The sequence below is a fragment of the Duganella sp. CF517 genome (assembly GCF_900110275.1).
Taxonomy (GTDB): Bacteria; Pseudomonadota; Gammaproteobacteria; order Burkholderiales; family Burkholderiaceae_D; genus Rugamonas.
In genome coordinates this window covers 196,806-216,309 of record NZ_FODC01000006.1, presented here as the reverse complement: position 1 = coordinate 216,309, position 19,504 = coordinate 196,806, and the positions used below count along the sequence as shown (strand labels likewise).

Annotated in this window: 18 protein-coding genes; 10 read left to right on the top strand and 8 right to left on the bottom strand. The window is 67.5% G+C overall.

The annotated features are described in order from the left end of the window. Nucleotides 1–30: 30 nt before the first annotated feature. Both lipB and yfcF read right to left on the bottom strand, forming a co-directional pair. Nucleotides 31–723, bottom strand: coding sequence for a lipoyl(octanoyl) transferase LipB (gene lipB / locus BMX85_RS23100; RefSeq protein ID WP_090324318.1), 693 nt, complete (start codon nucleotides 721–723; stop codon nucleotides 31–33). A gap of 43 nt (nucleotides 724–766) precedes the next feature. Next, a complete protein-coding gene (gene yfcF, locus BMX85_RS23095; RefSeq protein WP_090324316.1) occupies nucleotides 767–1,390 on the bottom strand; it encodes a glutathione transferase in 624 nt (207 codons plus the stop codon). 122 nt (nucleotides 1,391–1,512) lie between these two features. Between yfcF and gcvA the strand changes: the two genes are divergently transcribed. Then, nucleotides 1,513–2,421: a transcriptional regulator GcvA gene (gene gcvA / locus BMX85_RS23090; protein WP_090324313.1), complete on the top strand. Its 909-nt coding sequence runs from the start codon at nucleotides 1,513–1,515 to the stop codon at nucleotides 2,419–2,421. Here the strand turns inward: gcvA and BMX85_RS23085 are convergent. From BMX85_RS23085 to BMX85_RS23070, 4 genes are all read right to left on the bottom strand, one after another. Continuing rightward, nucleotides 2,414–2,689, bottom strand: coding sequence for a DUF493 family protein (locus BMX85_RS23085; RefSeq protein ID WP_090324744.1), 276 nt, complete (start codon nucleotides 2,687–2,689; stop codon nucleotides 2,414–2,416). The genes gcvA and BMX85_RS23085 overlap by 8 nt on opposite strands. A gap of 89 nt (nucleotides 2,690–2,778) precedes the next feature. Beyond that, nucleotides 2,779–3,573, bottom strand: coding sequence for a coiled-coil domain-containing protein (locus BMX85_RS23080; protein WP_090324310.1), 795 nt, complete (start codon nucleotides 3,571–3,573; stop codon nucleotides 2,779–2,781). A 38-nt stretch (nucleotides 3,574–3,611) separates the two neighbouring features. After that, a complete protein-coding gene (locus BMX85_RS23075; RefSeq protein ID WP_090324308.1) occupies nucleotides 3,612–4,397 on the bottom strand; it encodes a DUF2491 family protein in 786 nt (261 codons plus the stop codon). 1 nt (nucleotide 4,398) lies between these two features. Continuing rightward, complete coding sequence (locus BMX85_RS23070; RefSeq protein ID WP_090324306.1) at nucleotides 4,399–5,268, bottom strand: hypothetical protein; 870 nt, start codon at nucleotides 5,266–5,268, stop codon at nucleotides 4,399–4,401. Between the two features lie 86 nt (nucleotides 5,269–5,354). On the opposite strand from BMX85_RS23070, the gene BMX85_RS23065 reads away from it, so the two are divergent. Beyond that, nucleotides 5,355–5,846 carry a phage regulatory CII family protein gene (locus tag BMX85_RS23065; protein ID WP_090324304.1) on the top strand — a complete coding sequence of 164 codons (492 nt, stop codon included), beginning with the start codon at nucleotides 5,355–5,357 and terminating at the stop codon, nucleotides 5,844–5,846. A 263-nt stretch (nucleotides 5,847–6,109) separates the two neighbouring features. Here the strand turns inward: BMX85_RS23065 and BMX85_RS23060 are convergent, their stop codons facing one another. Together BMX85_RS23060 and BMX85_RS23055 are read right to left on the bottom strand one after the other, a co-directional pair. Further along, the gene (locus BMX85_RS23060) at nucleotides 6,110–8,107 is read right to left on the bottom strand and encodes a DUF6600 domain-containing protein (protein ID WP_177196865.1); all 1,998 of its coding nucleotides are present in this window, start codon (nucleotides 8,105–8,107) and stop codon (nucleotides 6,110–6,112) included. Nucleotides 8,108–8,196: 89 nt separating this feature from the next. Then, nucleotides 8,197–8,838, bottom strand: coding sequence for a LysE family transporter (locus BMX85_RS23055; protein ID WP_090324301.1), 642 nt, complete (start codon nucleotides 8,836–8,838; stop codon nucleotides 8,197–8,199). Between the two features lie 173 nt (nucleotides 8,839–9,011). Between BMX85_RS23055 and BMX85_RS23050 the strand changes: the two genes are divergently transcribed. The 8 genes from BMX85_RS23050 to ccoS all read left to right on the top strand — a co-directional run bounded on the left by BMX85_RS23050 (nucleotide 9,012) and on the right by ccoS (nucleotide 19,471). Then, entirely contained in the window at nucleotides 9,012–9,950 is a 939-nt protein-coding gene (locus BMX85_RS23050; RefSeq protein ID WP_090324299.1) for a DUF808 domain-containing protein, read from the top strand. Nucleotides 9,951–10,018: 68 nt separating this feature from the next. Continuing rightward, on the top strand, nucleotides 10,019–10,447 hold the full coding sequence (yiaA, locus tag BMX85_RS23045; protein WP_090324296.1) for an inner membrane protein YiaA: 429 nt from the start codon (nucleotides 10,019–10,021) through the stop codon (nucleotides 10,445–10,447). Between the two features lie 81 nt (nucleotides 10,448–10,528). Next, nucleotides 10,529–12,664, top strand: coding sequence for an EAL domain-containing protein (locus tag BMX85_RS23040; RefSeq protein WP_090324294.1), 2,136 nt, complete (start codon nucleotides 10,529–10,531; stop codon nucleotides 12,662–12,664). 125 nt (nucleotides 12,665–12,789) lie between these two features. Beyond that, a complete protein-coding gene (locus BMX85_RS23035; RefSeq protein ID WP_090324292.1) occupies nucleotides 12,790–14,439 on the top strand; it encodes a methyl-accepting chemotaxis protein in 1,650 nt (549 codons plus the stop codon). A gap of 14 nt (nucleotides 14,440–14,453) precedes the next feature. Continuing rightward, on the top strand, nucleotides 14,454–15,941 hold the full coding sequence (hemN, locus tag BMX85_RS23030; protein WP_090324742.1) for an oxygen-independent coproporphyrinogen III oxidase: 1,488 nt from the start codon (nucleotides 14,454–14,456) through the stop codon (nucleotides 15,939–15,941). Nucleotides 15,942–15,948: 7 nt separating this feature from the next. Then, a complete protein-coding gene (locus tag BMX85_RS23025; RefSeq protein WP_090324739.1) occupies nucleotides 15,949–16,794 on the top strand; it encodes a sulfite exporter TauE/SafE family protein in 846 nt (281 codons plus the stop codon). After that, complete coding sequence (locus BMX85_RS23020) at nucleotides 16,773–19,286, top strand: heavy metal translocating P-type ATPase (RefSeq protein WP_090324289.1); 2,514 nt, start codon at nucleotides 16,773–16,775, stop codon at nucleotides 19,284–19,286. Before BMX85_RS23025 ends, BMX85_RS23020 begins: the two co-directional genes overlap by 22 nt. After that, nucleotides 19,286–19,471: a cbb3-type cytochrome oxidase assembly protein CcoS gene (ccoS, locus tag BMX85_RS23015; protein WP_090324287.1), complete on the top strand. Its 186-nt coding sequence runs from the start codon at nucleotides 19,286–19,288 to the stop codon at nucleotides 19,469–19,471. The genes BMX85_RS23020 and ccoS overlap by 1 nt, the downstream gene beginning before the upstream one ends. Nucleotides 19,472–19,504: the final 33 nt, after the last annotated feature.

Genomic DNA, 19,504 nt, shown 5'->3' with positions numbered 1-19,504 from the left:
TGGCTGCGTGCCCTCGCGGGCATAGTTTGGTTATTCGTGTGTTGCTGGCGTTGCTGTTTCTACAAGAGCCAGGACGCGTATCAGTTCGTCGGCCAGTTGCTGTTGCACGTCCGACAATTGCGCCTGGGCGCCGACGGACCGCATATCGACTGTTTCCAGCCCGGCATAGCCGCAAGGATTAATCCAGGAAAACGGGGCCAAATCCATCGCCACATTCAGCGACAGCCCATGGTAGGTGCAACCGTTGCCGCGCACTTTCAAGCCCAGCGCGGCGATTTTGGCGCCTCGCTTGGGTCCGCCGGCCATGTAAATGCCCGGCGCGCCTTCAACGCGCTCACCGACGAGATTATACGCCCCTAACACATTGATGATCGCCTGCTCGATTTTATGGACGAATTGCCGGGCGTACAGCTTGCCGCCGGGCTTGTTGCGGCGCAGGTCGATCAACATATAAACCACCACCTGGCCGGGGCCGTGGTAGGTGACTTCGCCGCCGCGGTCGGTCTGCACCACGGGGATGGCGGACGCGCCGGCCAGCAGGTGGCCGCGGTCGGCGCCCAGGCCCAGCGTGAAGACGGGCGGATGCTCGACGATCCACAGTTCGTCGCGGGTGTCCGGCGTGCGCGCGTCGGTGAAGGCGCGCATCGCGGCGAAGGTGCTGTCGTAGTCGGCGAGACCGAGGTGGCGGATCAGCGCCGGCCCGGTTTGGGTAGGAGACGTCATGCCGCCATTATAAATCACGCGGCAAAGCCAGGCTGAAGCCGGCTTACCCCGGCTGATGGCGCGCCAGCCACTGCTGGATCGACGGCCGCTGCCACTGCGCGGCGGCGTAATCCTTCAACTTTTGCGGCACGTCGTCGCCGTTGAAGATCAAGCGGTTCAGCATCATGCTGAGATCGACATCGGCGATCGACCACTCGCCGAACAGATTCGGCCCCTGCACCAGCTGCCCGGCGGCGTGGATCAGCTTGCGGGCGGCGGCGCGGCCGGCCTCGGTCAGCGGCGCGCTGGCCTTGCCGAAGAACACGGTTTCCGTGTCGCGTTCGACCCGCACCGGCACCAGGTCGCTGCGCAGCCAGGCCTGCACCTGCCGCGCCCGGGCGCGCTGGCGCCGGTCCTTCGGGTACAACGCCACATATTCCGGCGCCGGGAAACTCTCCTCCAGATACTCGGTGATCGCGCTGGACTCGGTCAGCACGAAATCGCCCTCCACCAGCGCCGGCACCCGGGCGGTGAGCGCGCGGTCGGCGTAGTCGCCGCGCTTTTGATGTCCCGCCTCCAGGTCGACCGTCTGCAAGGTGAACGGCACGCCTTTTTCAGTCAGCGCCACAAAGGCGGACAGGGCGTAGGGGCTGGTGAACAGGCTATCGGCGTACAGGATAAAAGGCATGTCGGCTCCGGCTTGGGTAGATTTATTCACATGGTAGACCTTGCCGTAGCGCCTGTATAACGTTATATTTTCGTGATTCTTGCTAATTTTATTCACATAGTTATCCACAGCATGCCGACCTGATGAGCGCTAGCCGCCGCCTGCCCAATTTTTCCGCTTTGCGCGCCTTCGAGGCGGCGGCCCGGCACGAGAACTTCTCGCGGGCGGCGGAAGAGTTGCACCTGACGCATGGCGCGATCAGCCACCAGGTCAGGGCATTGGAAGAGGAACTGGGCCGTCCGCTGTTTATACGCAACGGCCGGCAAGTGAAAATAACTAGCGACGCGCTCAAATTTGCCCAGTTCTTAGGCAAGTCCTTCGCCGATATCGCCGTCGCTGCCGACGCGATGCGCGCGGCCAGCGTCAACCAACGGCTGACGGTGACGTCGATTCCGTCGTTCGCGGCGCGCTGGCTGGCGCCCCGGCTGGGCCGCTTCATCGACTTGCATCCCGATATAGAGGTCGTGCTGCAGTCGAGCGGGCAGTTGCAGGATCTGGCGCGCGACGGCATCGACGTCGGCATCCGTTTCGGCAGGGGCAACTATCCCGGCATGGTGGTGGAGCGGCTGATGGGCGACGTCTACTATCCGGTAGTGAGTCCCCACTATCGCGACGGCCATTTACCCGCCACGCCGCAGCACCTGCCGCGGCAGACACTGCTGCGGTCGGTGGAGCCGTGGTCGCCCTGGCTGCGCGCGGCCGGCGTCGACATGGCGGAGCCATCGGGCGGGGTGATGTTCGAGGATTTATCGATGCTGATACGCTCGGCCGCCGACGGCAACGGCGTGGCGCTGGTGCGCCATGTGGTGGCGATGCAGGAGATCGCCTCCGGGCAACTGGTGCGGCTGTTCGATATCGCCACGCCTTGCCCGGATGAATATTTCTTCGTCGCGCCGGCCGCCTCGGCCGGCAGGCCGCAGGTGGTGGCGTTTCGCAACTGGTTGCTGGAGGAAATCGCCGCCTTCCAGCGCCAGCAGCATGGACCTACATGACGATCTTGACCATCGGGTGCGCCGACAACTCCGAATACAACGCGTCGAGCTGTTCGCGGCTGATGGCGCGCACGGTCACGGTCAGGCCGGTGTAGTTGCCCTTGGCCGAGGGACGCACTTCCATTTTGCCTTCGTGAAACTCCGGGTCATGCTTCTGCACAACCAGCACGATGGTCGGGGCGAAGTCGATATGAGTCGGCCCCATCACCTTGATCGGGAAGTCGCTCGGGTATTCGATGAGGGACTCTGACGGCGGGATCGCTTGCATATTCATTCCAATCAAAAATAAAAGCCGGTGGCATCAACACGATGCCGCCGGCCTCTATTGTAGCGAATTCACCGAATACCCAGCGTGGCTTACGATTTGCTCATCTCCAATGCGGCCGGCGCGGCGGCTTGCCGGCCCGACAGCCGTTGCAGCCGCGCCAGCGCCGATTCATCGCCCAGCGCCGGCTGGCTGACCGATTTGCGGATCGCTTCGAGCTCGGCGGCCTGCTGGTACGGACGCTGGCCGATGTCGGTGACAATCTTCAGTCCGGCCGCCTCGTTGTTGATGGCCTGGGCGCGGCGGGTCAGCGCGTTCAGGGCGCTCGAATTGCCGCGCATGCCGGACAGGCCGGCCAGCTGGGCCTGGCGCTCGGCGCGCAATTCCTGCAAATCCTGCTGGGCGCGGGCGCTGGCCAGCGCCTGCATCGCCTTTTTCGCCGCCGAATCGAACTCGGCCAGCTGCTTCGACAGCGCGTCGACGATGGTTTGCAGCTCGTCCATGTACTGGCGGGCGTCGGCCTCCTCCTGCAACTCCTGGGGCATGCGCTGCTTGTTGGCCTCCAGCTCGTCGCAGAACAGTGTGATCGTCGCCTCCGAGATCTTGCCGGAAGCCAGGCGCTCGGCCAGCGTGCCGGCGGCCTGCTCGTCGGTGGCGATCAGCTGGCGCAGCTTGACGACGTCGGCCGCCTCCTTGTCGAAGGAGGCGCGGGCCGCCGCCAGCTTCTGCGCGGTGCTGCGCAGGCTGTCGGCCAGGCGGTCGCGGTCGGCCTCGGTCGCGGTCTCCGGGTCGAAATTGGCGATCGCCTCGGACACGCGCTCCCCCAGCGCGCCGAAGTGTTTGGAAATCAGGCGCGCGGTCAAACCCCAGCCATTCGAGTTGCTCATGTCGGTCTTCCTTTTTGAATTGACGTTAAAAATGCGCATCATTGGATAACGATGCGTTCCTGCTCCACCGGGATGCCGATGACAAAGTCCACGTGGATCCCGCGTTTCGATGCGTCGCCGTTGACGCTGCTGATGATTTCAGTCGTGATCAGCAAATATTCGTTGCCGCCGCCGCGCAACTGGCGCATGTACGGCATGAAATACATTTCCTGGCGCATGCCGAGGCTGCCGCTCGGGTGGTCGATCCGGGTTTCGGTGCCGGAGAACGGCGCGATGAATTCCTCGTCGTCGCTGCCGGCGTCGCGCCAGTAATCGACGCCTTCGTCTTTACCGAACACCAGGTCCAGGTCGGCCTCGTCCAGGCCGATGTCGCCCAGCTGGGCGCGCCACAAGGTGTAGCTGCGGTCGCCCAGTCCGGCGTTGGCCAGGCCCATGTAGGCCTCCTGGTCTTCCACGGTTTCGGGAATCACGCGCGCCAGCTGGGTGCAATACATCACCTCGGCGACCTTGCCCTGGGCGTTCTGGTACACCTGCAAAAACTTTTCCTTCTCGTTCGCATCGCCGGTGGCCAGGTAATAGCGGTACAGGCCGCCCGTCTGCTTGAGGCGGATTTGCGAGACGGCGACGATGCGGTTGTCGTCGGCGTCCGGCATGGCGATCAGCGAACCGTTGGCCAGCGCGCCGAGCAGCGGCGACTGTTGCAGCCGCACCAGGCTGCCGATGCGCGCGCGCAGCGGCAAATCCTGGTCGGCGCGGGGCGCGTCGGCGCCGCCCAGTTTGGTTATGCCGTTGCGCAGGTAGTTGTAAGCGTCCGTCCAGCTCATCTCAATTCCTCTCGAATGAATAGTGGGGCTGTCTGGCCGCGCGCAGGCGGCGCACTTTGCGCACCGCCAACACGGCCACCCAGGCGATGCCGCTGCACACGGCCAGCCAGGCGAACCAGCGTAGTACGCGGGCGCCGAACGACGGTTGAGGCGGCGCAGGCGTGCGCGCATTGGCGGCCGGCGCATCGCCGAGGCCGGGCATGCCGGTGATCTGGCCGGCCTGGTTGATGGCCGGCACGGGCGGCGGCACGCTGCCGGCCGTGCTCGGGTAGGTCGCGGGGACGGGCGGGGTCGGCGATGTCGAGGACGCAGGGTAGGACACCGGCTGGTTGGCCTGGCTCATCGCCCGGCCCAGCATGAAGCCCACCACGCCGCTCATCAGCCCGCTATTGCCGGACGGCTGCTGCACGATCACCTGCCGCGGATAGCCGGGCGGCGCGGTGGCGGCGTTGCGGGCCGCCATCGCATCCGGCTGCGTGGAGGGGGCCGGACGCATCGGCGTGTCGTTCAACGGCGGCAACGGCGTCGGCCTGCCAGCGGCGGCGCGCCGGGCGTCCAGGTTATTCAACGCCCGGGCCTGCGCGGCGCTGCGGTCGAGATCGCGCGAGGCGGCCGACGCATTCGCCGGGCCGTTGCGCGGAGAGGCGGACGCCGGCGAGCCGGGCGCCTTGCCGAACGCGCCGGGACCGCTCTGGCGATTGGCCGGCGGCGCCGACGGCCGGCTCCTCGCGGCATTGCCTTTTTGTGAAGAAAATCCACTTTTGTAAGTTGACGATGTGCCAAAATATAGCTGGGCCTCGGCGCGCGCCGGCGCGCTGGCGCCCAGTGCAAGACAAAAGCTCAACAACAGTGCGGATTGAAAGGGCTTCATGATGTCTTTTCATAAACAAGTTGAATAAAAAGCAGCATAGCGCCCGATCACGGCGGATGCATCGGTAATAAAAGGCTCGCTTCACCATGACTCGCAAATACTTCGACATGAACCAACACGACGCGCTCTACAAGGTGGCGCGCAGCTATCCCGGCGGCATCGACGCGCTCGCGCAAGCGATGGGCATCTCGGTCAATGTGCTGCGCAACAAGCTGGCGCCGACGATCGCCTCGCACTATCCGTCGTTCGAGGAGGTGTCGGCGGTGGTCGACCTGTGCCACCGCGCCGGCGTGGCCGAAGCGCACCTGCCGCTGCACGCGCTGCTGACGCGCCACGGCATGGCCGCGTTCGTCGTCCCGCTGCCGGAGAACATCGGCGACGACGACCTCTCGCAAACGGTGTGCAAGGTGATGAGTCAAGTGGGATCGGTGGCCGAAGCGGTCTCGACGGCGCTGATGGACGGCAAGGTCACGGCCGCCGAGGCCGACCTGATCGAGCGCGAATTCCAGGGCGCGCTGTCGGCGCTGGGAGAATGGCGCGCCCGCCTGCGCCAAAAAGCCGCCCGCAGCCCCGGCTAACCAAAAATGCAACTCCGGGGGCAAAAAAAAGCCAGCCCGTAGGCTGGCGAAGACTATTCTCTCTCGGGAATTACCTAGAAAATAGCAGGGCAAATGGATGCGGTCCCGACGGCGTTGCGCGGCGGACGTTGTCGTCCTTGTCGTCGCGCTGCCACCGTTTGCAATGTTGCTACTCTATGCAAAGCGGTGGACCGCTTCCAGCCGATTGTGACGAACTGCATTTTTTGCTGGCTGAACTGCTATTTTCCGGTTTAAACCGTCGCTTACTGCAGGTTGTGGCTCGGCCGGTTGCCGTTGTTGCGGCCCTGGCCTTGCCCCTCGTTGCGCCGTTCCGGTTCCCGCCGCGGCTGCGCTTGCGGCGGGGGTTGCTGCACCTGCGGCTGGGGCTGGTGCACCTGCGGCGGCGATGGCCGCGGCGCCGGCTGCAACTGCTGCGGCGGCGCCTGGAACTGCGGCGGCTGGGACGGCCGCTGCGGCTGCATCTGGACTTGATGCGGCGGCTGCTGCGGCTGCGGCTGCGGCTGCTGCGGCTGCTGCGGCTGCCGCGGCTGGAACGCCGGCCGCTGGTCGCGTTGTTCGCGCTCACGCGCTTCGCGCACATCGTCGCGCTGACGCGACGGACGGCGGCCGTTGTCGTCGTCGCGGTCGAAACGGTCGCGGTTCGGGTTGACGTGCACGATCGGCGCCGGCATCACGCCCGGCTGCTGCACCGGATTCTGCGGGCGCGGACGGTAACCCGGCCGCAGCTCGATCGCCACATCGTTCGGATTGATCGTCTGCGCCGGCGCGTTCGGCGTGCCGAACTGTCCCGGCGCGAGAGTGGTGGTGGTCTGCGGACGCCCCGGCCCGGCCTGCAACTGCGGCTGGGGCTGCGACGGCGCGGTGATCACGCGCCCCGGCTGCTGGCTGTTGTTGCGCTCGAAACGGTTGTTGCCGTCGTTGCGCCCGACACGGTCCGGCCGGCCGTCGCCGTCGCGGTCCGGCCACGGCCGCCGGCCGGACTCGCCGACCCGCGTGCCCGGACCGGGCGCCGGCGGCGCCACCGTCACCGCGTTCTTGACCAGGTTGGCCGGCGGAATCACCACGCCGCCGCGATTGACGGGCACCGTGTGACGTCCCTCGAATTGATCTCGCGGCAACATCGTCACGCCGTCGCGGCGATCCGGCCGGTCCGCGCGCGGCCGGAACGGCTTGCCGTTGTAGTGCCACGTCATGCGGTCCTCGTAATGGTTCGAGACCCGGTAGTTCGGCACGTAGCGCTCGCGCGGCGACAGCGGGAACCAGCCCAGGCCGGGGCCGCGATGGTGCGAAAAACCGTCGCCGCCGACCCAGCCGACCAGCGCCGGCGCCCACACCGGACGCCCGACGGGGCGGCCCGGCGCCCAGAACCAGCGCCGGTTGACCGTCACCCAGCGCCCGTAATGCGACGGCGCGTAGCCCCACGGGGCGTTGTCGACCCAGGTCCAGCCCCACGGCGCCAGCCAGGTCCAGCGGCCGTCGCGGTAGGGCGCCCAGTCGACCGCGACATTGCGCGGCGCCCACAGCGGGCCGTATTCGGCGCTTTCGGTCCAGCTGCCGTTGCGGTCCAGCTCCTCGTAGCCGGTGATGCCGGTCGACACATAGCGCGACGTCACCACCGCCTCCGACTGCCGGTCGCGCTCGTCGGCCCAGGCATCGAAGCCGTCGCGCCGGGCCACGCCGGTGCGCACGTCGTCGCCGCCGATGTCGACCTGGCGGCCGTTGCCCACCACCACCGACGAACCGCCGCTCTCGACCCGGGCGCTGCCGCCCATCACGCTGACCTGGCTGGTATCGGCGACGCGCTCGGCATCGACCCGCAGCAAACCCGGCTCGAGCATCGTGACGCGCGCCTGCGGCGTGGTCAGCTCGAAGTCGCGCAGCAGCTCGGGGCTGCGCACGCGGATGCTGACGCTGCCGTAATTGAGGCGCAGCCGCAGCAGGTCCTCGTCCATGGCGGTGATTTCCAGGTCGGAATCGCCGTCCAGCCGCACCGCCGTCGAGCCGACCCGGAACTCGGTGCGCGCGCCGCCGGCGGTATTGATATGGTTGGCGCCCGTGACCGGCCAGTTCAGCGAGGCGGCCACCGGTTCGCTGTCACCGTTGGCATCGTTGCCCACCAGGGTCACCTGGCCCTGGACGGCCGAAATCCGCCCCACCACGGCGGGCGGGTCGGCCAATGCAAGGGAACTAAAGCCGGCCAGGACGGCCAGCACGACGGACGGGATGATCTTGCGGCTCATGGCTGCGCTCCTCAATTTACTTCACCTATAACGCCGCAGGCCGCGATTCGACTACCGGGGTTACAAATCATTGCAAAGTAAATCATACCTCAGGTCGTGGCGCCGCCCCGCTTGACGAAGAACAGCGCCGCGCCCACGCCCATCAGCAGACCGCCGAACACGCGGTTCTGCTTTTTGACGGCGCTGGCGTCGCGGAAAAAGCGCTGCATCGACGACGCCAGATAGGCGTAGCTGTGCATCACCACCAGATCGATCGCGCACATGGTCGCCGCCAGGATCAGCAGTTGCGGCAACAACGGCGCATGCTGGTTAATAAACTGCGGCAGCACCGCCACCATGAAAATAATCCCCTTGGGGTTGGTGGCGTTGGTCAGGAAACCCGTCAAGAACCGCTTGCGCGCCGACGGCACCACCACTTCGGCCTGGGTTTTCTGTTCGCCGATGGTCACCTTGGCGCGCCACTGGCTCAGGCCCAGGTAGATCAGGTACAGCGCGCCGACCGTCTTGACGACGTTGAACGCCAGTTCGGACGCCAGCAACAGCGAGCCGACCCCGGCGCCAGCGATGAAAAACACCAGCAACAGGCCGCTCTGCAGACCCAAAATGGTGCTGCTGGCGCGGCGCACGCCGTACGACAAACCATGCGACATCGACAACACCGCGCCCGAGCCGGGCGACACGGCGATGATGCAGGCGGCGATGAAAAAACCCATCCAGGTGGCAAAACTCATACGTGATCCATTGTGTAGGCCGCAGCGGCGCTGCGAGGCAACGCACATTGTAGCTGCGAAGCCATATCGCCGCGCCCTGCCCTTGGGTTAATATTGCTCCTTTACTATTGCTCGCTACCAAGGACAACCCATGACCCATACCACCACCCCGACCCCGCAAGGGAGCCGCTAAGATGGCCGGCTCCAGTCTGTTCGCGCTGATCGACGACATCGCCACCATCCTCGACGACGTCGCCCTGATGAGCAAGGTGGCGGCCAAGAAAACCGCCGGCGTGCTGGGCGACGACCTGGCGCTGAACGCGCAGCAAGTGGCCGGCGTGCGCGCCGACCGCGAACTGCCGGTGGTGTGGGCGGTCGCGCTCGGCTCGCTCAAGAACAAGGCCATCCTGGTGCCGGCCGCGCTGGCGATCAGCGCCTTCTTGCCGGCCGCTATCACGCCGCTGTTGATGGTCGGCGGCCTCTACCTGTGCTTCGAGGGCTTCGAGAAGATCGCCCACAGCATCATGCACAAGGAAGAAAACGCGCAGCACAAGCAGCAACTGAGCGCCGCCCTCAACGACCCGAACGCCGACATGGTGGCCATCGAAAAGGACAAGATCAAGGGCGCGGTGCGCACCGACTTCATCCTGTCGGCCGAGATCATCGTCATCGCGTTGGGCACCGTGGCGGCCGAACCGTTCGCCAAACAGGCGATGGTGGTGGTCAGCATCGCGCTGGTGATGACGGTGGGCGTGTACGGCATCGTCGCCGCCATCGTCAAGATGGACGACGCCGGCCTGTACCTGAGCCAGCGCGCCAACGGCGCCGTCCGCGCCCTGGGCAACGTGCTGCTGGCGGCCGCGCCACGGCTGATGAAACTGCTGTCGGTGGTCGGCACGGCCGCCATGTTCATGGTCGGCGGCGGCATCTTGGTGCACGGTACGCCGGGCACGCACGACATCGTCCACCACGCCACCGAAGTGGCGGCGGCGGTGCCGGCGCTGGGACCGGTGCTGGGCTTCCTCACGCCGAGCGTGATCGACGCCGTGGCCGGCGTCATCGCCGGCGCGCTGGCGCTGGTGGTGGTCACCATCGGCGGCAAACTCTTGCGCTCGGTCAAGAAGCCATCGTGACTCTTCTGGTTTGATGGCAAGGCGCGCGCCATCCCGGCGCCGCCTTCCCCAACCCGCAAGGAGTCCCCATGGCCCAACCCCCACTCGGTCCCACCCCCGCCTTCGTCGCCGCCTCCTGGATCGCGCTGCTGGCCGGCGCCTGCGCTTTCATGATCGGCCTGTGGAACGCCGCCATGGCCCTCAACGAAAAGGGCTATTACTTCACCATTTTGATGTATGGCCTGTTCGCCGCCGTCTCGCTGCAGAAATCGGTGCGCGACCGCGCCGAGGGCACGCCCGTCAGCGGCCTGTACTTCGGCCTGTGCTGGCTGTCGCTGATGCTGACGTTGCTGCTGCTGACCGTCGGCCTGATCAACGCGACCTTGACGCTGAGCGAAAAGGGCTTTTACGCGATGGCCTTCTTGCTGAGCCTGTTTGGCGCGGTGGCGGTGCAAAAAAACGTGCGCGACCTCGGCGCCGTCAAACCACAGACGGCCGGCCCGGTCGACGCCAAATAATTTTACCGCCGCTTCTCGCGGAACTTTTTTGTTCGCGCTCGCTCCAACGGCTGTAAGCCTGGCTTTTGGAGCGAACGAAGTATGGATATCATTCAGCGCCATTTGCGCATGGCGCTAGACGCCGCGCGCATGGCCATCTGGGATTCGCACCTCACCGATGGCACGGTGATCAGCAGCGTCGTCCACTGGGTCGGCTGGGGCACGGGGTTGCTGGGATTGCCTCCCGGCGATCTGGCCCAGCCGTTCGCGCAATTCCTGCAATTCGTCTACCACGAGGACCGCGACCGCCTGCTCAACACCATGCAGGAGGCGGTCGATTGCGGCTCCGGCTATGACGTCCAATACCGCGTCGTCTGGCGGGACGGCAGCCACCACTGGCTGGCCGCCAAGGCCCACGTGTTTTACGACGACGGCGGCCAGCCCACCGGCACGCTCGGCATCGTCTGGGACATCACCGAACGCAAGCGGATCGAACAGAGCGCCGCGCGCGAGCGCGAGCAGGCCGCCGTCACGCTGCGCTCGATCGGCGAGGGCGTCATCACCACCGACGAACACGGCAAAACCCAATACCTGAACCGCATCGCCGAGCAGCTGACCGGCTGGGGCAACGACGAGGCGCACGGCCTGGACATCGCTACCACGCTGCCGCTGATCGACGACGACGGCGCGCCGCTGGCCGAGCACGCGGCGCTGCAATGCCTGCGGCTGCGCCAGACCATCAACATGCCGTCGCAAAACCAACTGGTCACGCGCGAGGGGCGCCGCATCGCCGTCGAGGAATCGGCCGCGCCGATCTGGTCCGACACCGGCGAGCTGCTGGGCGCGGTGGTGGTGTTCCGCGACGTCAGCCACGAGCGCAAGCTGAGCAAGCAGCTGTCCTGGAACGCCAGCCACGACATGCTCACCGGGCTGATCAACCGGCGCGAGTTCGAGGCGCAGATCGCCCACGCGCTGCACAGCGCCAAGCAGGAGGACCACGTGCACGCGCTGCTGTACATGGACCTCGACCAGTTCAAGATCGTCAACGACACCTGCGGCCACAGCGCCGGCGACCTGCTGCTGCAACTGCTGGCCAAGATGCTGCAGACCGAAATGCGCGACAGCGACATCCTGGCCCGCCTCGGCGGCGACGAGCTGGGCGTGCTGCTGCCGCACTGCCCGCCGGACCAGGCGCTGCTGGTGGCCGACGGCATCCGCCAGTCGGTCAAGAATTTCCGCTTCGTGTGGGACAGCCGCACGTTCGAGCTGGGCGTGAGCATCGGCGTGGTCGAGATCAACCGCCACAGCAAGTCGATGACCGAGCTGCTGATCGCCGCCGACCAGGCCTGCTACCTGGCCAAGGAGCGCGGCCGCAACCGCGTCCACATGTACCAGGAATCGGACCTGCGCCTGGCGCGCCGCCAGGGCGAGATGCAATGGGTGTCGCGCCTGAACGAGGCGTTCGAGCACCAGTATTTCCGGCTGTACGCCCAGCCCATCGTCGGCCTCGGGCCGCGCGGCGAAGTGCACGACGAAGTGCTGATCCGCATCCAGTCCGACCTCGGCGAATTGATACTGCCCGGCGCCTTCATTCCGGCCGCCGAACGCTACGACATGATGGCCGCGATCGACCGCTGGGTGATCCGCGCCGTGTGCCGCCACGTGCGCAGCGTGCGCGAGGGCAAGGGGGCGGCGGACGCCGGCACGGAAGCGGACGCGGACGGCGCGCGGCAGCCGGCGCCGGCCCCGGCCCCGTATTCCGGCCAGTATTCGATCAACCTGTCGGGCACGTCGCTGGGCGACGAGGGGTTGCACGACTACATCATCGAGCAATTCGCCGAGCACAACGTCGACCCCGGGAAAATCTGCTTCGAGATCACCGAGACGGCCGTCATCGCCAACCTGGTCAAGGCGCAGGATTTCATGACCCGGCTCAAGGCGCTCGGCTGCCGCTTCGCGCTCGACGACTTCGGCAGCGGCCTGTCGTCGTTCGCCTACCTGAAGGCGCTGCCGGTCGACTTCCTCAAGATCGACGGCGTGTTCATCCGCGACATCGCCAACAACGCCGTCAACCGCGCGATGGTCAAGGCGATCAACGAGGTCGGCCACGTGATGGGCATCTGCACCGTGGCCGAGTATGTGGAGGACGACGAGACGCTGGCGGTGGTGCGCGAACTGGGCGTGGACTACGCGCAGGGCTACGCGGTCGGCCAGCTGCGCCCGTTACATACGGGATAGCCCGGCGGCGACACCACGATGGGCAATCCGGAGAATTTTGATCTACATCAATAAAATTTACGTTCGCACTCCGTACACTGGCTGCATCTATTGTGATAGAGCAACAATTCAGCCGGAGCCATGTGATGCGCAACAATCAACCCCGCAATAAGCCAGCCGTCAGCAACCGCGAAGTGGACGTCCTGGACGATCAGGCCATCGTGTCGAAAACTGATTTACAGGGCAACATTACCTATGTAAACCCCTATTTCACGCAGATCAGCGGCTACCAGGAAGCCGAGCTGCTGGGCGCGCCGCAAAACATCCTGCGCCATCCGGACATGCCGGCCGAGGCGTTCGCCGACCTGTGGGCCTCGATCCAGTCCGGCACGCCGTGGACCGGCATCGTCAAGAACCGCTGCAAGAACGGCGACCACTACTGGGTGCGCGCCAACATCACCCCGATCCGCGAAAACGGCAAGACCATCGGCTACATGTCGGTGCGCGTCAAGGCCGGGCGCGAGCAGATCGCCCGGGCGGAGGAAGCCTACCGCGCCATGCTGGCCAAGCAAGGCCATGGCATCCGCATCAAGAACGGCCAGGTGATCCGTCCCGGCGTCGGCAACCTGGTCGCGCGCCTGAGCCACGTCTCGCTGGCGATGCGCGTGTGGCTGGCCACCAGCGTGGTCAACGTGTTGCAGGTGATCGTCTGCGCGGCCGCGCTGATGAGCGGCGGCGGCGGCCACAGCTACGCCATCTTCGGCGCCACCTTCGTCGGCCTGCTGATCAACGTGTTCCTGTGGTACACGTTGCGCGTGTCGGTGCTGCAACCGCTGGACCGCGCGCTGCACGGCGCCCGCGCCATCGCCGCCGGCGACCTGTCGGGCAGCTTCGACACCGAGGCGACCGACGAGGTGGGCCAGCTGCTGCGCGCGCTGCAGCAAATGAACAGCAACCTGATCGCCACCATCCGCGACGTCCGCGTCAATGTCGAGACGATGGCCGTGGCCACGCGCCAGATCGCCGCCGGCAACGCCGACCTGTCCGGCCGCACCGAGGCCCAGGCCGCCAGCCTGGAGGAGACGGCGTCGAGCGTCGAACAATTCTCGTCGACCGTCAAGCAAAACGCCGACAACTCGGCCCAGGCCAACGCGCTGGCGCAAAACGCCTCGACGGTGGCGGTGCAGGGCGGCGCCATCGTGGCCGACGTCATCGCCACGATGGACGAAATCAACAGCTCGTCGCGCAAGATCGTCGACATCATCGGCCTGATCGAGGGCATCGCCTTCCAGACCAACATCCTGGCGCTCAACGCCGCCGTCGAGGCGGCCCGGGCCGGCGAGCAGGGACGCGGCTTCGCGGTCGTCGCCGGCGAGGTGCGCAACCTGGCCCAGCGCAGCGCCACCGCCGCCAAGGACATCAAGAACCTGATCGACGTCTCGGTCGGCAAGGTCAGCGCCGGCATGGCGCAGGTCGACCGCGCCGGCGCCACCATGAAGGAGGTGGTGGCCTCGGTGCGGCAGGTGACGGCCATCATGGAGGAAATCTCGGTCGCCTCGCGCGAGCAGAGCATCGGCGTCGACCAGGTCAACTCGGCCATCGCCCACATGGACCAGGTCACGCAGCAGAACGCCGCGCTGGTCGAGGAGGCCGCCGCCGCCACCGCCAGCCTGGCGCTGGAGGCGGGCGGCCTGACGCAGGCGGTCAGCCTGTTCAAGTTCGGCCGCGCCACGCCGGCCCGGCCAACCCCGCGCGCGGTTCGCAAATCGCCGCCGGCCGCGCGCCTGGCCGCCTGAGAACGGTCTTGATCATGCATACCAGCCCAAGTGCCCCCCGCAGTCCGAGTCAAGGCCCGACGCACAGCGCCGGCCCCAGCCACGCCGGCGTCGGCGCCGCCTTTCCCGCCGTCGAATTCGACGCCGCCATCATCGGCAAGCTGAGCCAGTCGGGGCCGCGCTACACCTCGTACCCGACCGCCGACCGCTTCACGCCGGAATTCGGCTACGGCCAGTTCCTCGAAGCGGTGGCCGGCCTGCGCATGCGCCGCAGCCAGCGGCCGCTGTCGCTGTACATCCACATTCCGTTTTGCGACACCGTCTGCTACTACTGCGGCTGCAACAAGATCGTCACCAAGGACCACGGCAAGGCCGCCACCTATCTCGGCTACCTGAAACAGGAGCTCGACATGCAGGGCCGCCTGTTCGCCGGCATCGGCCAGCTCGAGCAGCTGCACTTCGGCGGCGGCACGCCGACCTACCTGAGCGACCGCCAGATGGGCGACCTGATGGCGCACCTGCGCGCCAACTTCGATTTCGCGCCCGACGCGCAGGGCGAGTACTCGATCGAGATCGATCCGCGCACCGTCAGCGTCGAGCGCGTGCACAGCCTGCGCGCGCAGGGCTTCAACCGCATCAGCCTGGGCGTGCAGGATTTCGACGCCGACGTGCAGAAGGCCGTCAACCGCATCCAGCCGGAGGCGGAGACGCGCGCCGTCATCGACGCCGCCCGCGACGCCGGTTTCCGCTCGGTCAGCATCGACCTGATCTACGGCCTGCCGAAGCAAACCATCGCCAGCATGGAACGCACGATGGAAAAGGTGATCGCCGCCAGCCCGGACCGCATCGCGCTGTACAACTACGCGCACCTGCCGCACCTGTTCAAGCCGCAGCGGCGCATCCTCGACGCCGACCTGCCCAGCGCCGCCGTCAAGCTCGACTTGCTGGCCTTGTGCATCGAGCGCCTGTGCGCGGCCGGCTACGTCTACATCGGCATGGACCACTTCGCCAAGCCGGACGACGAACTGGCCGTGGCCCAGCGCCAGGGTCGGCTGCAGCGCAACTTCCAGGGCTATTCGACCCGCGCCGAGACCGATTTGATCGCCTGCGGCGTGTCGGCCATCAGCGCCGTCGGCGCCACCTACAGCCAGAACGAGAAGACGCTCGACGCCTACTACGAAAAGCTCGACGGCGGCGTGCTGCCGATCACGCGCGGCATCAAGCTCGACACCGACGACCTGCTGCGCCGCATCGTCATCCAAAAGCTGATGTGCAATTTCGAGTTGTCGATCTCGTCGCTGGAGCAGGCCTATCCGATCCGCTTCCCGCTGTACTTCGCCGACGAGCTGGAGAAGTTGAAAGCCTTCGAGGACGACGGCCTGCTGACCGTCGACGCCCACTGGATCAGCGTCACGCCCAAAGGCAGGCTACTGATCCGCAATATCTGCATGGTGTTCGACCGCCATCTGACGTTGGCGCGCGCCGACACGACGCAGCCGCTGCGCTACTCCAAGACCATTTGACACCATGATCACCGGCTACCAGCTGCTGCCCGTATTCCTGGTCGGACTGGCCGGCAGCGTCCATTGCGTCGGCATGTGCGGCGGCATCGTCGGCGCGATCTCGGCCAGCGCGGGCAAGTCCGGCCCGCGCGGGCTGCCGCGCAACGTCATTCCGATCCAGCGCGCCGCCGGATTTGCCGGCCGCGCGCTGGCGTTCGGCGCGCCGCCGGCGCATCCGCCATCGCCGGCGCGCGCGCTGCCGCGCGTGCTGGCCTACAACGCCGGCCGCATCGGCAGCTACATGCTGGCCGGCGCGCTGGCCGGCGGCCTGGCGGGCGGCGCGCAAGATCTGGCGCAACTGGCCGGCTTGCAACTGGGTTTCTACTGGCTGGCCAACCTGATGCTCGTCGCGCTGGGCCTGTATCTGATGAACGCCTGGCGCGGCCTGGCCACACTGGAGCGGGCCGGCCGCGTGCTGTGGCAGCGCGCCCAGCCGTGGATGGCGCCGGCGATGAAAACGCTGATGCCCGCCGACCGCCCGCACCAGGCGTTCGCGCTCGGCGCGCTGTGGGGCTGGCTGCCGTGCGGCATGGTCTACAGCGTGCTGCTGACCGCCATGCTCAGCGGCAGCGCGCTCGGCGGCGCCCTCGTGATGCTGGCCTTCGGCCTCGGCACCCTGCCGATGCTGACCGGTCTCGGCCTGTTGGGCGCGCGGCTGCGCAACGCCCTGCAACAACGCAAGGTGCGCATCGCCTGCGGGCTGCTGGTGCTCGCCTTCGGCCTGCTCGGCATCGCGCGCGCCGCCGGCGTCGTCGGCGGCCACGCCGTGACGCCCGCGTGGATGGATATCCTATGCTTGACACCACACCCCTGAACCCGCCGGCGGCCACGTTGCGGACAAGCGGCGGCCCGGCCGCCTGCTACCACTGCGGCCTGCCCGTGCCGGCCACGGCCCCGGGCGCCTGGACCGTGCGCATCGACGACACCGAGCGCGCCATGTGCTGCCCCGGCTGCGCGGCGGTGGCGCAGGCGATCGTCGACCTGGGCCAGCAATCCTATTACCGCGACCGCGCTGCCTTCGCCGCCACCGCCGAGGGCGCGCAACTGCTGCCGCCGGAACTGCAACTGTACGACAACGCCGATCCGCGCTTCGCGCTCGACGCGGACAGCCGCGAAACCACGTTGTCGGTCGAAGGCATCCGCTGCGCCGCCTGCGTGTGGCTGATCGAAAGCCGGCTGGCGCGCCTGCCCGGGGTCGACAGCGCCCAGCTCAACGTCGCCACCGAGCGCCTCTACGTGCGCTGGCGTTCGGACGCCTGCCAGCCGGCCGACATCCTGACCGCGCTGCACACGATCGGCTACGGCGCCTACCCGTACGACGCCGGCCGCCACGGCGAACAGCAGCGCAAGGCCGCGCGCACCTTGGGCCGGCAGCTGTTCGTCGCCGGCCTGTCGATGATGCAGGTGATGATGTACGTGGCGCCGGCCTACCTGGCCGAGGACGGCACACTGGACGACAGCATGGCCGCGCTGATGCGCTGGGCCAGCCTGCTGCTGACACTGCCGGCGATCTGCTACGCGGCGCAGCCGTTCTGGCGTGGCGCCTGGACCGGCATCAAAGCCCGCGCGCCCGGCATGGACGTGTCGGTCGCGCTGGGCATCGCCGCCGCCTTCGGCGCCAGCGTGGCCGCCACCGTGCGCGGCCACGGCGACGTCTGGTTCGACTCGGTGACGATGTTCATCTTCCTGCTGCTGTGCAGCCGCCACCTGGAACTGCGCGCGCGCCGCAAGGCCGGCGCCGCGCTCGAACGCCTGCAGCACGCGCTGCCGGCGTCGGCGACCTTGCTGGCCGACTATCCCGCCAGCCGCGACGCCACCCTCGTCAAGGCGGCGGCGCTGCTGGTGGATCACATCATCATGATCAAGCCGGGCGAGGCGGTGGCCGCCGACTGCGTCATCGTCGACGGCGCCACCACGCTCGACCTGTCGCTGCTCAGCGGCGAGAGCGCGCCGGTGGCCAAGGCAACCGGCGAGGCGCTGCCCGGCGGCGCCATCAACGCCGGCGCCGTGGTGCTGGCGAGGGTGACGCGCCGCGCCCAGGACAGTACGCTGTCGAACCTGGTCAGGCTGATCGCCCGCGCCGGCCGCGACAAGCCGCGCATCGCGCTGTGGGCCGACAAGGTCGCCGCCTGGTTCGTCGCCGGCTTGCTGGTATTCGCGCTGGCCGCGTTCGGCTTCTGGTTCTGGCTCGACGGCGACGCCGCGCGCGCCTGGCCGATCGCCATCGCCGTGCTGGTGGTGTCGTGCCCGTGCGCGCTGTCGCTGGCCACGCCGACCGCGCTGGCCGCCGCCACCGACCGCCTGCTCGCGCAGGGCGTGCTGGTGAGCGGCGCGCAAACCCTGGAAACGCTGCACCGCGCCACCCATGTGGTGTTCGACAAGACCGGCACCTTGACCTTCGGCCGGCCGGTGCTGCAAGCCGTGCTGCCGCTGGGCGCGATGCGCGACGACTTTTGCCTGCAGGTGGCGGCCGCGCTCGACGCCGGCAGCGGCCACCCGCTGGCGCGCGCCATCGTCGCCGCCGCCACCGAGGCGGGCGGCGGCGCGCGCGCCGACTGGCACGCCGCGGCGCTGACGGAAACGGCGGGACGCGGCGTCGAAGGCAGGCTGCACAACCGCCTCTACCGCCTCGGCAACGCCGGCTACGTGGCCGAACTCAGCGGCTCGGTGCCGCCGCACGTGGTCGCCGACGGCGCCACGCCGGTCTACCTCGGCGCCGACGGCCAGTGGCTGGCCTGCCTGCAGCTGCACGACGGCCTGCGGCCCGACGCCCAGGCCACCATCGATTACTTCAAAGGCGCCGGCAAAACGGTGGTGCTGCTCAGCGGCGACCACGACGTGCTGGCGCGCCGCGTCGGCGACCGGCTCGGCATCGGCACCACCGTCGGCGGCTATCTGCCGGAGGAAAAACTGACGTTCGTGCGGCAACTGCAAATGAAGGGCGCGGTGGTGGCGATGGTCGGCGACGGCATCAACGACGCCGCCGTGCTGAGCGCGGCCGACGTCTCGTTCGCGATGGGCGAGGGCGCCGCGCTGGCCCAGGCCCATGCCGACGCGGTGCTGATTGGCGGGCGCCTTGGCGCCGTGGCCGACAGCGCGCGCGTGGCGCGCCGGACCATGACCGTGATCCGCCAGAACCTGGCCTGGGCCAGCCTGTACAACCTGCTGGCGATCCCGGCGGCCGCGCTCGGCCTGCTCAATCCGTGGCTGTCCGGCGTCGGCATGGCGGCCAGTTCGGCCGTGGTGGTGCTCAACGCGCTGCGGTTGCGCGGGCGCGGGCGTGTCCGCGAAAAAAGGGAAATGTGATGGAAGCCTTATTCTTGCTGGTTCCGCTCAGCGTGGCGCTGGTGTTCGCCGCCTTGTGGGTGTTCTTCAACGCCGCCGACGACGGCCAGTTCGACGATCTGGTCGGTCCGGCATTGCGCCTGTTGCAGGACGACGACTCGTCGACAGTAAACGCCGGCGAGAAAGACCCATCCGGAAAATTTTGATCCACATCAAGGTTTTTTGAAGCCCCGAAAAGT

Coding starts and splice junctions, on each gene's coding strand:
- yiaA (WP_090324296.1), top strand. CDS start 10,019: ATGGCCCAACCCCCACTCGGTCCCACCCCCGCCTTCGTCGCCGCCTCC.
- hemN (WP_090324742.1), top strand. CDS start 14,454: ATGCATACCAGCCCAAGTGCCCCCCGCAGTCCGAGTCAAGGCCCGACG.
- BMX85_RS23065 (WP_090324304.1), top strand. CDS start 5,355: ATGACTCGCAAATACTTCGACATGAACCAACACGACGCGCTCTACAAG.
- BMX85_RS23070 (WP_090324306.1), bottom strand. CDS start 5,268: ATGAAGCCCTTTCAATCCGCACTGTTGTTGAGCTTTTGTCTTGCACTG.
- lipB (WP_090324318.1), bottom strand. CDS start 723: ATGACGTCTCCTACCCAAACCGGGCCGGCGCTGATCCGCCACCTCGGT.
- yfcF (WP_090324316.1), bottom strand. CDS start 1,390: ATGCCTTTTATCCTGTACGCCGATAGCCTGTTCACCAGCCCCTACGCC.
- BMX85_RS23075 (WP_090324308.1), bottom strand. CDS start 4,397: ATGAGCTGGACGGACGCTTACAACTACCTGCGCAACGGCATAACCAAA.
- BMX85_RS23040 (WP_090324294.1), top strand. CDS start 10,529: ATGGATATCATTCAGCGCCATTTGCGCATGGCGCTAGACGCCGCGCGC.
- ccoS (WP_090324287.1), top strand. CDS start 19,286: ATGGAAGCCTTATTCTTGCTGGTTCCGCTCAGCGTGGCGCTGGTGTTC.
- gcvA (WP_090324313.1), top strand. CDS start 1,513: ATGAGCGCTAGCCGCCGCCTGCCCAATTTTTCCGCTTTGCGCGCCTTC.
- BMX85_RS23035 (WP_090324292.1), top strand. CDS start 12,790: ATGCGCAACAATCAACCCCGCAATAAGCCAGCCGTCAGCAACCGCGAA.
- BMX85_RS23085 (WP_090324744.1), bottom strand. CDS start 2,689: ATGCAAGCGATCCCGCCGTCAGAGTCCCTCATCGAATACCCGAGCGAC.
- BMX85_RS23060 (WP_177196865.1), bottom strand. CDS start 8,107: ATGAGCCGCAAGATCATCCCGTCCGTCGTGCTGGCCGTCCTGGCCGGC.
- BMX85_RS23020 (WP_090324289.1), top strand. CDS start 16,773: ATGCTTGACACCACACCCCTGAACCCGCCGGCGGCCACGTTGCGGACA.
- BMX85_RS23050 (WP_090324299.1), top strand. CDS start 9,012: ATGGCCGGCTCCAGTCTGTTCGCGCTGATCGACGACATCGCCACCATC.
- BMX85_RS23080 (WP_090324310.1), bottom strand. CDS start 3,573: ATGAGCAACTCGAATGGCTGGGGTTTGACCGCGCGCCTGATTTCCAAA.
- BMX85_RS23055 (WP_090324301.1), bottom strand. CDS start 8,838: ATGAGTTTTGCCACCTGGATGGGTTTTTTCATCGCCGCCTGCATCATC.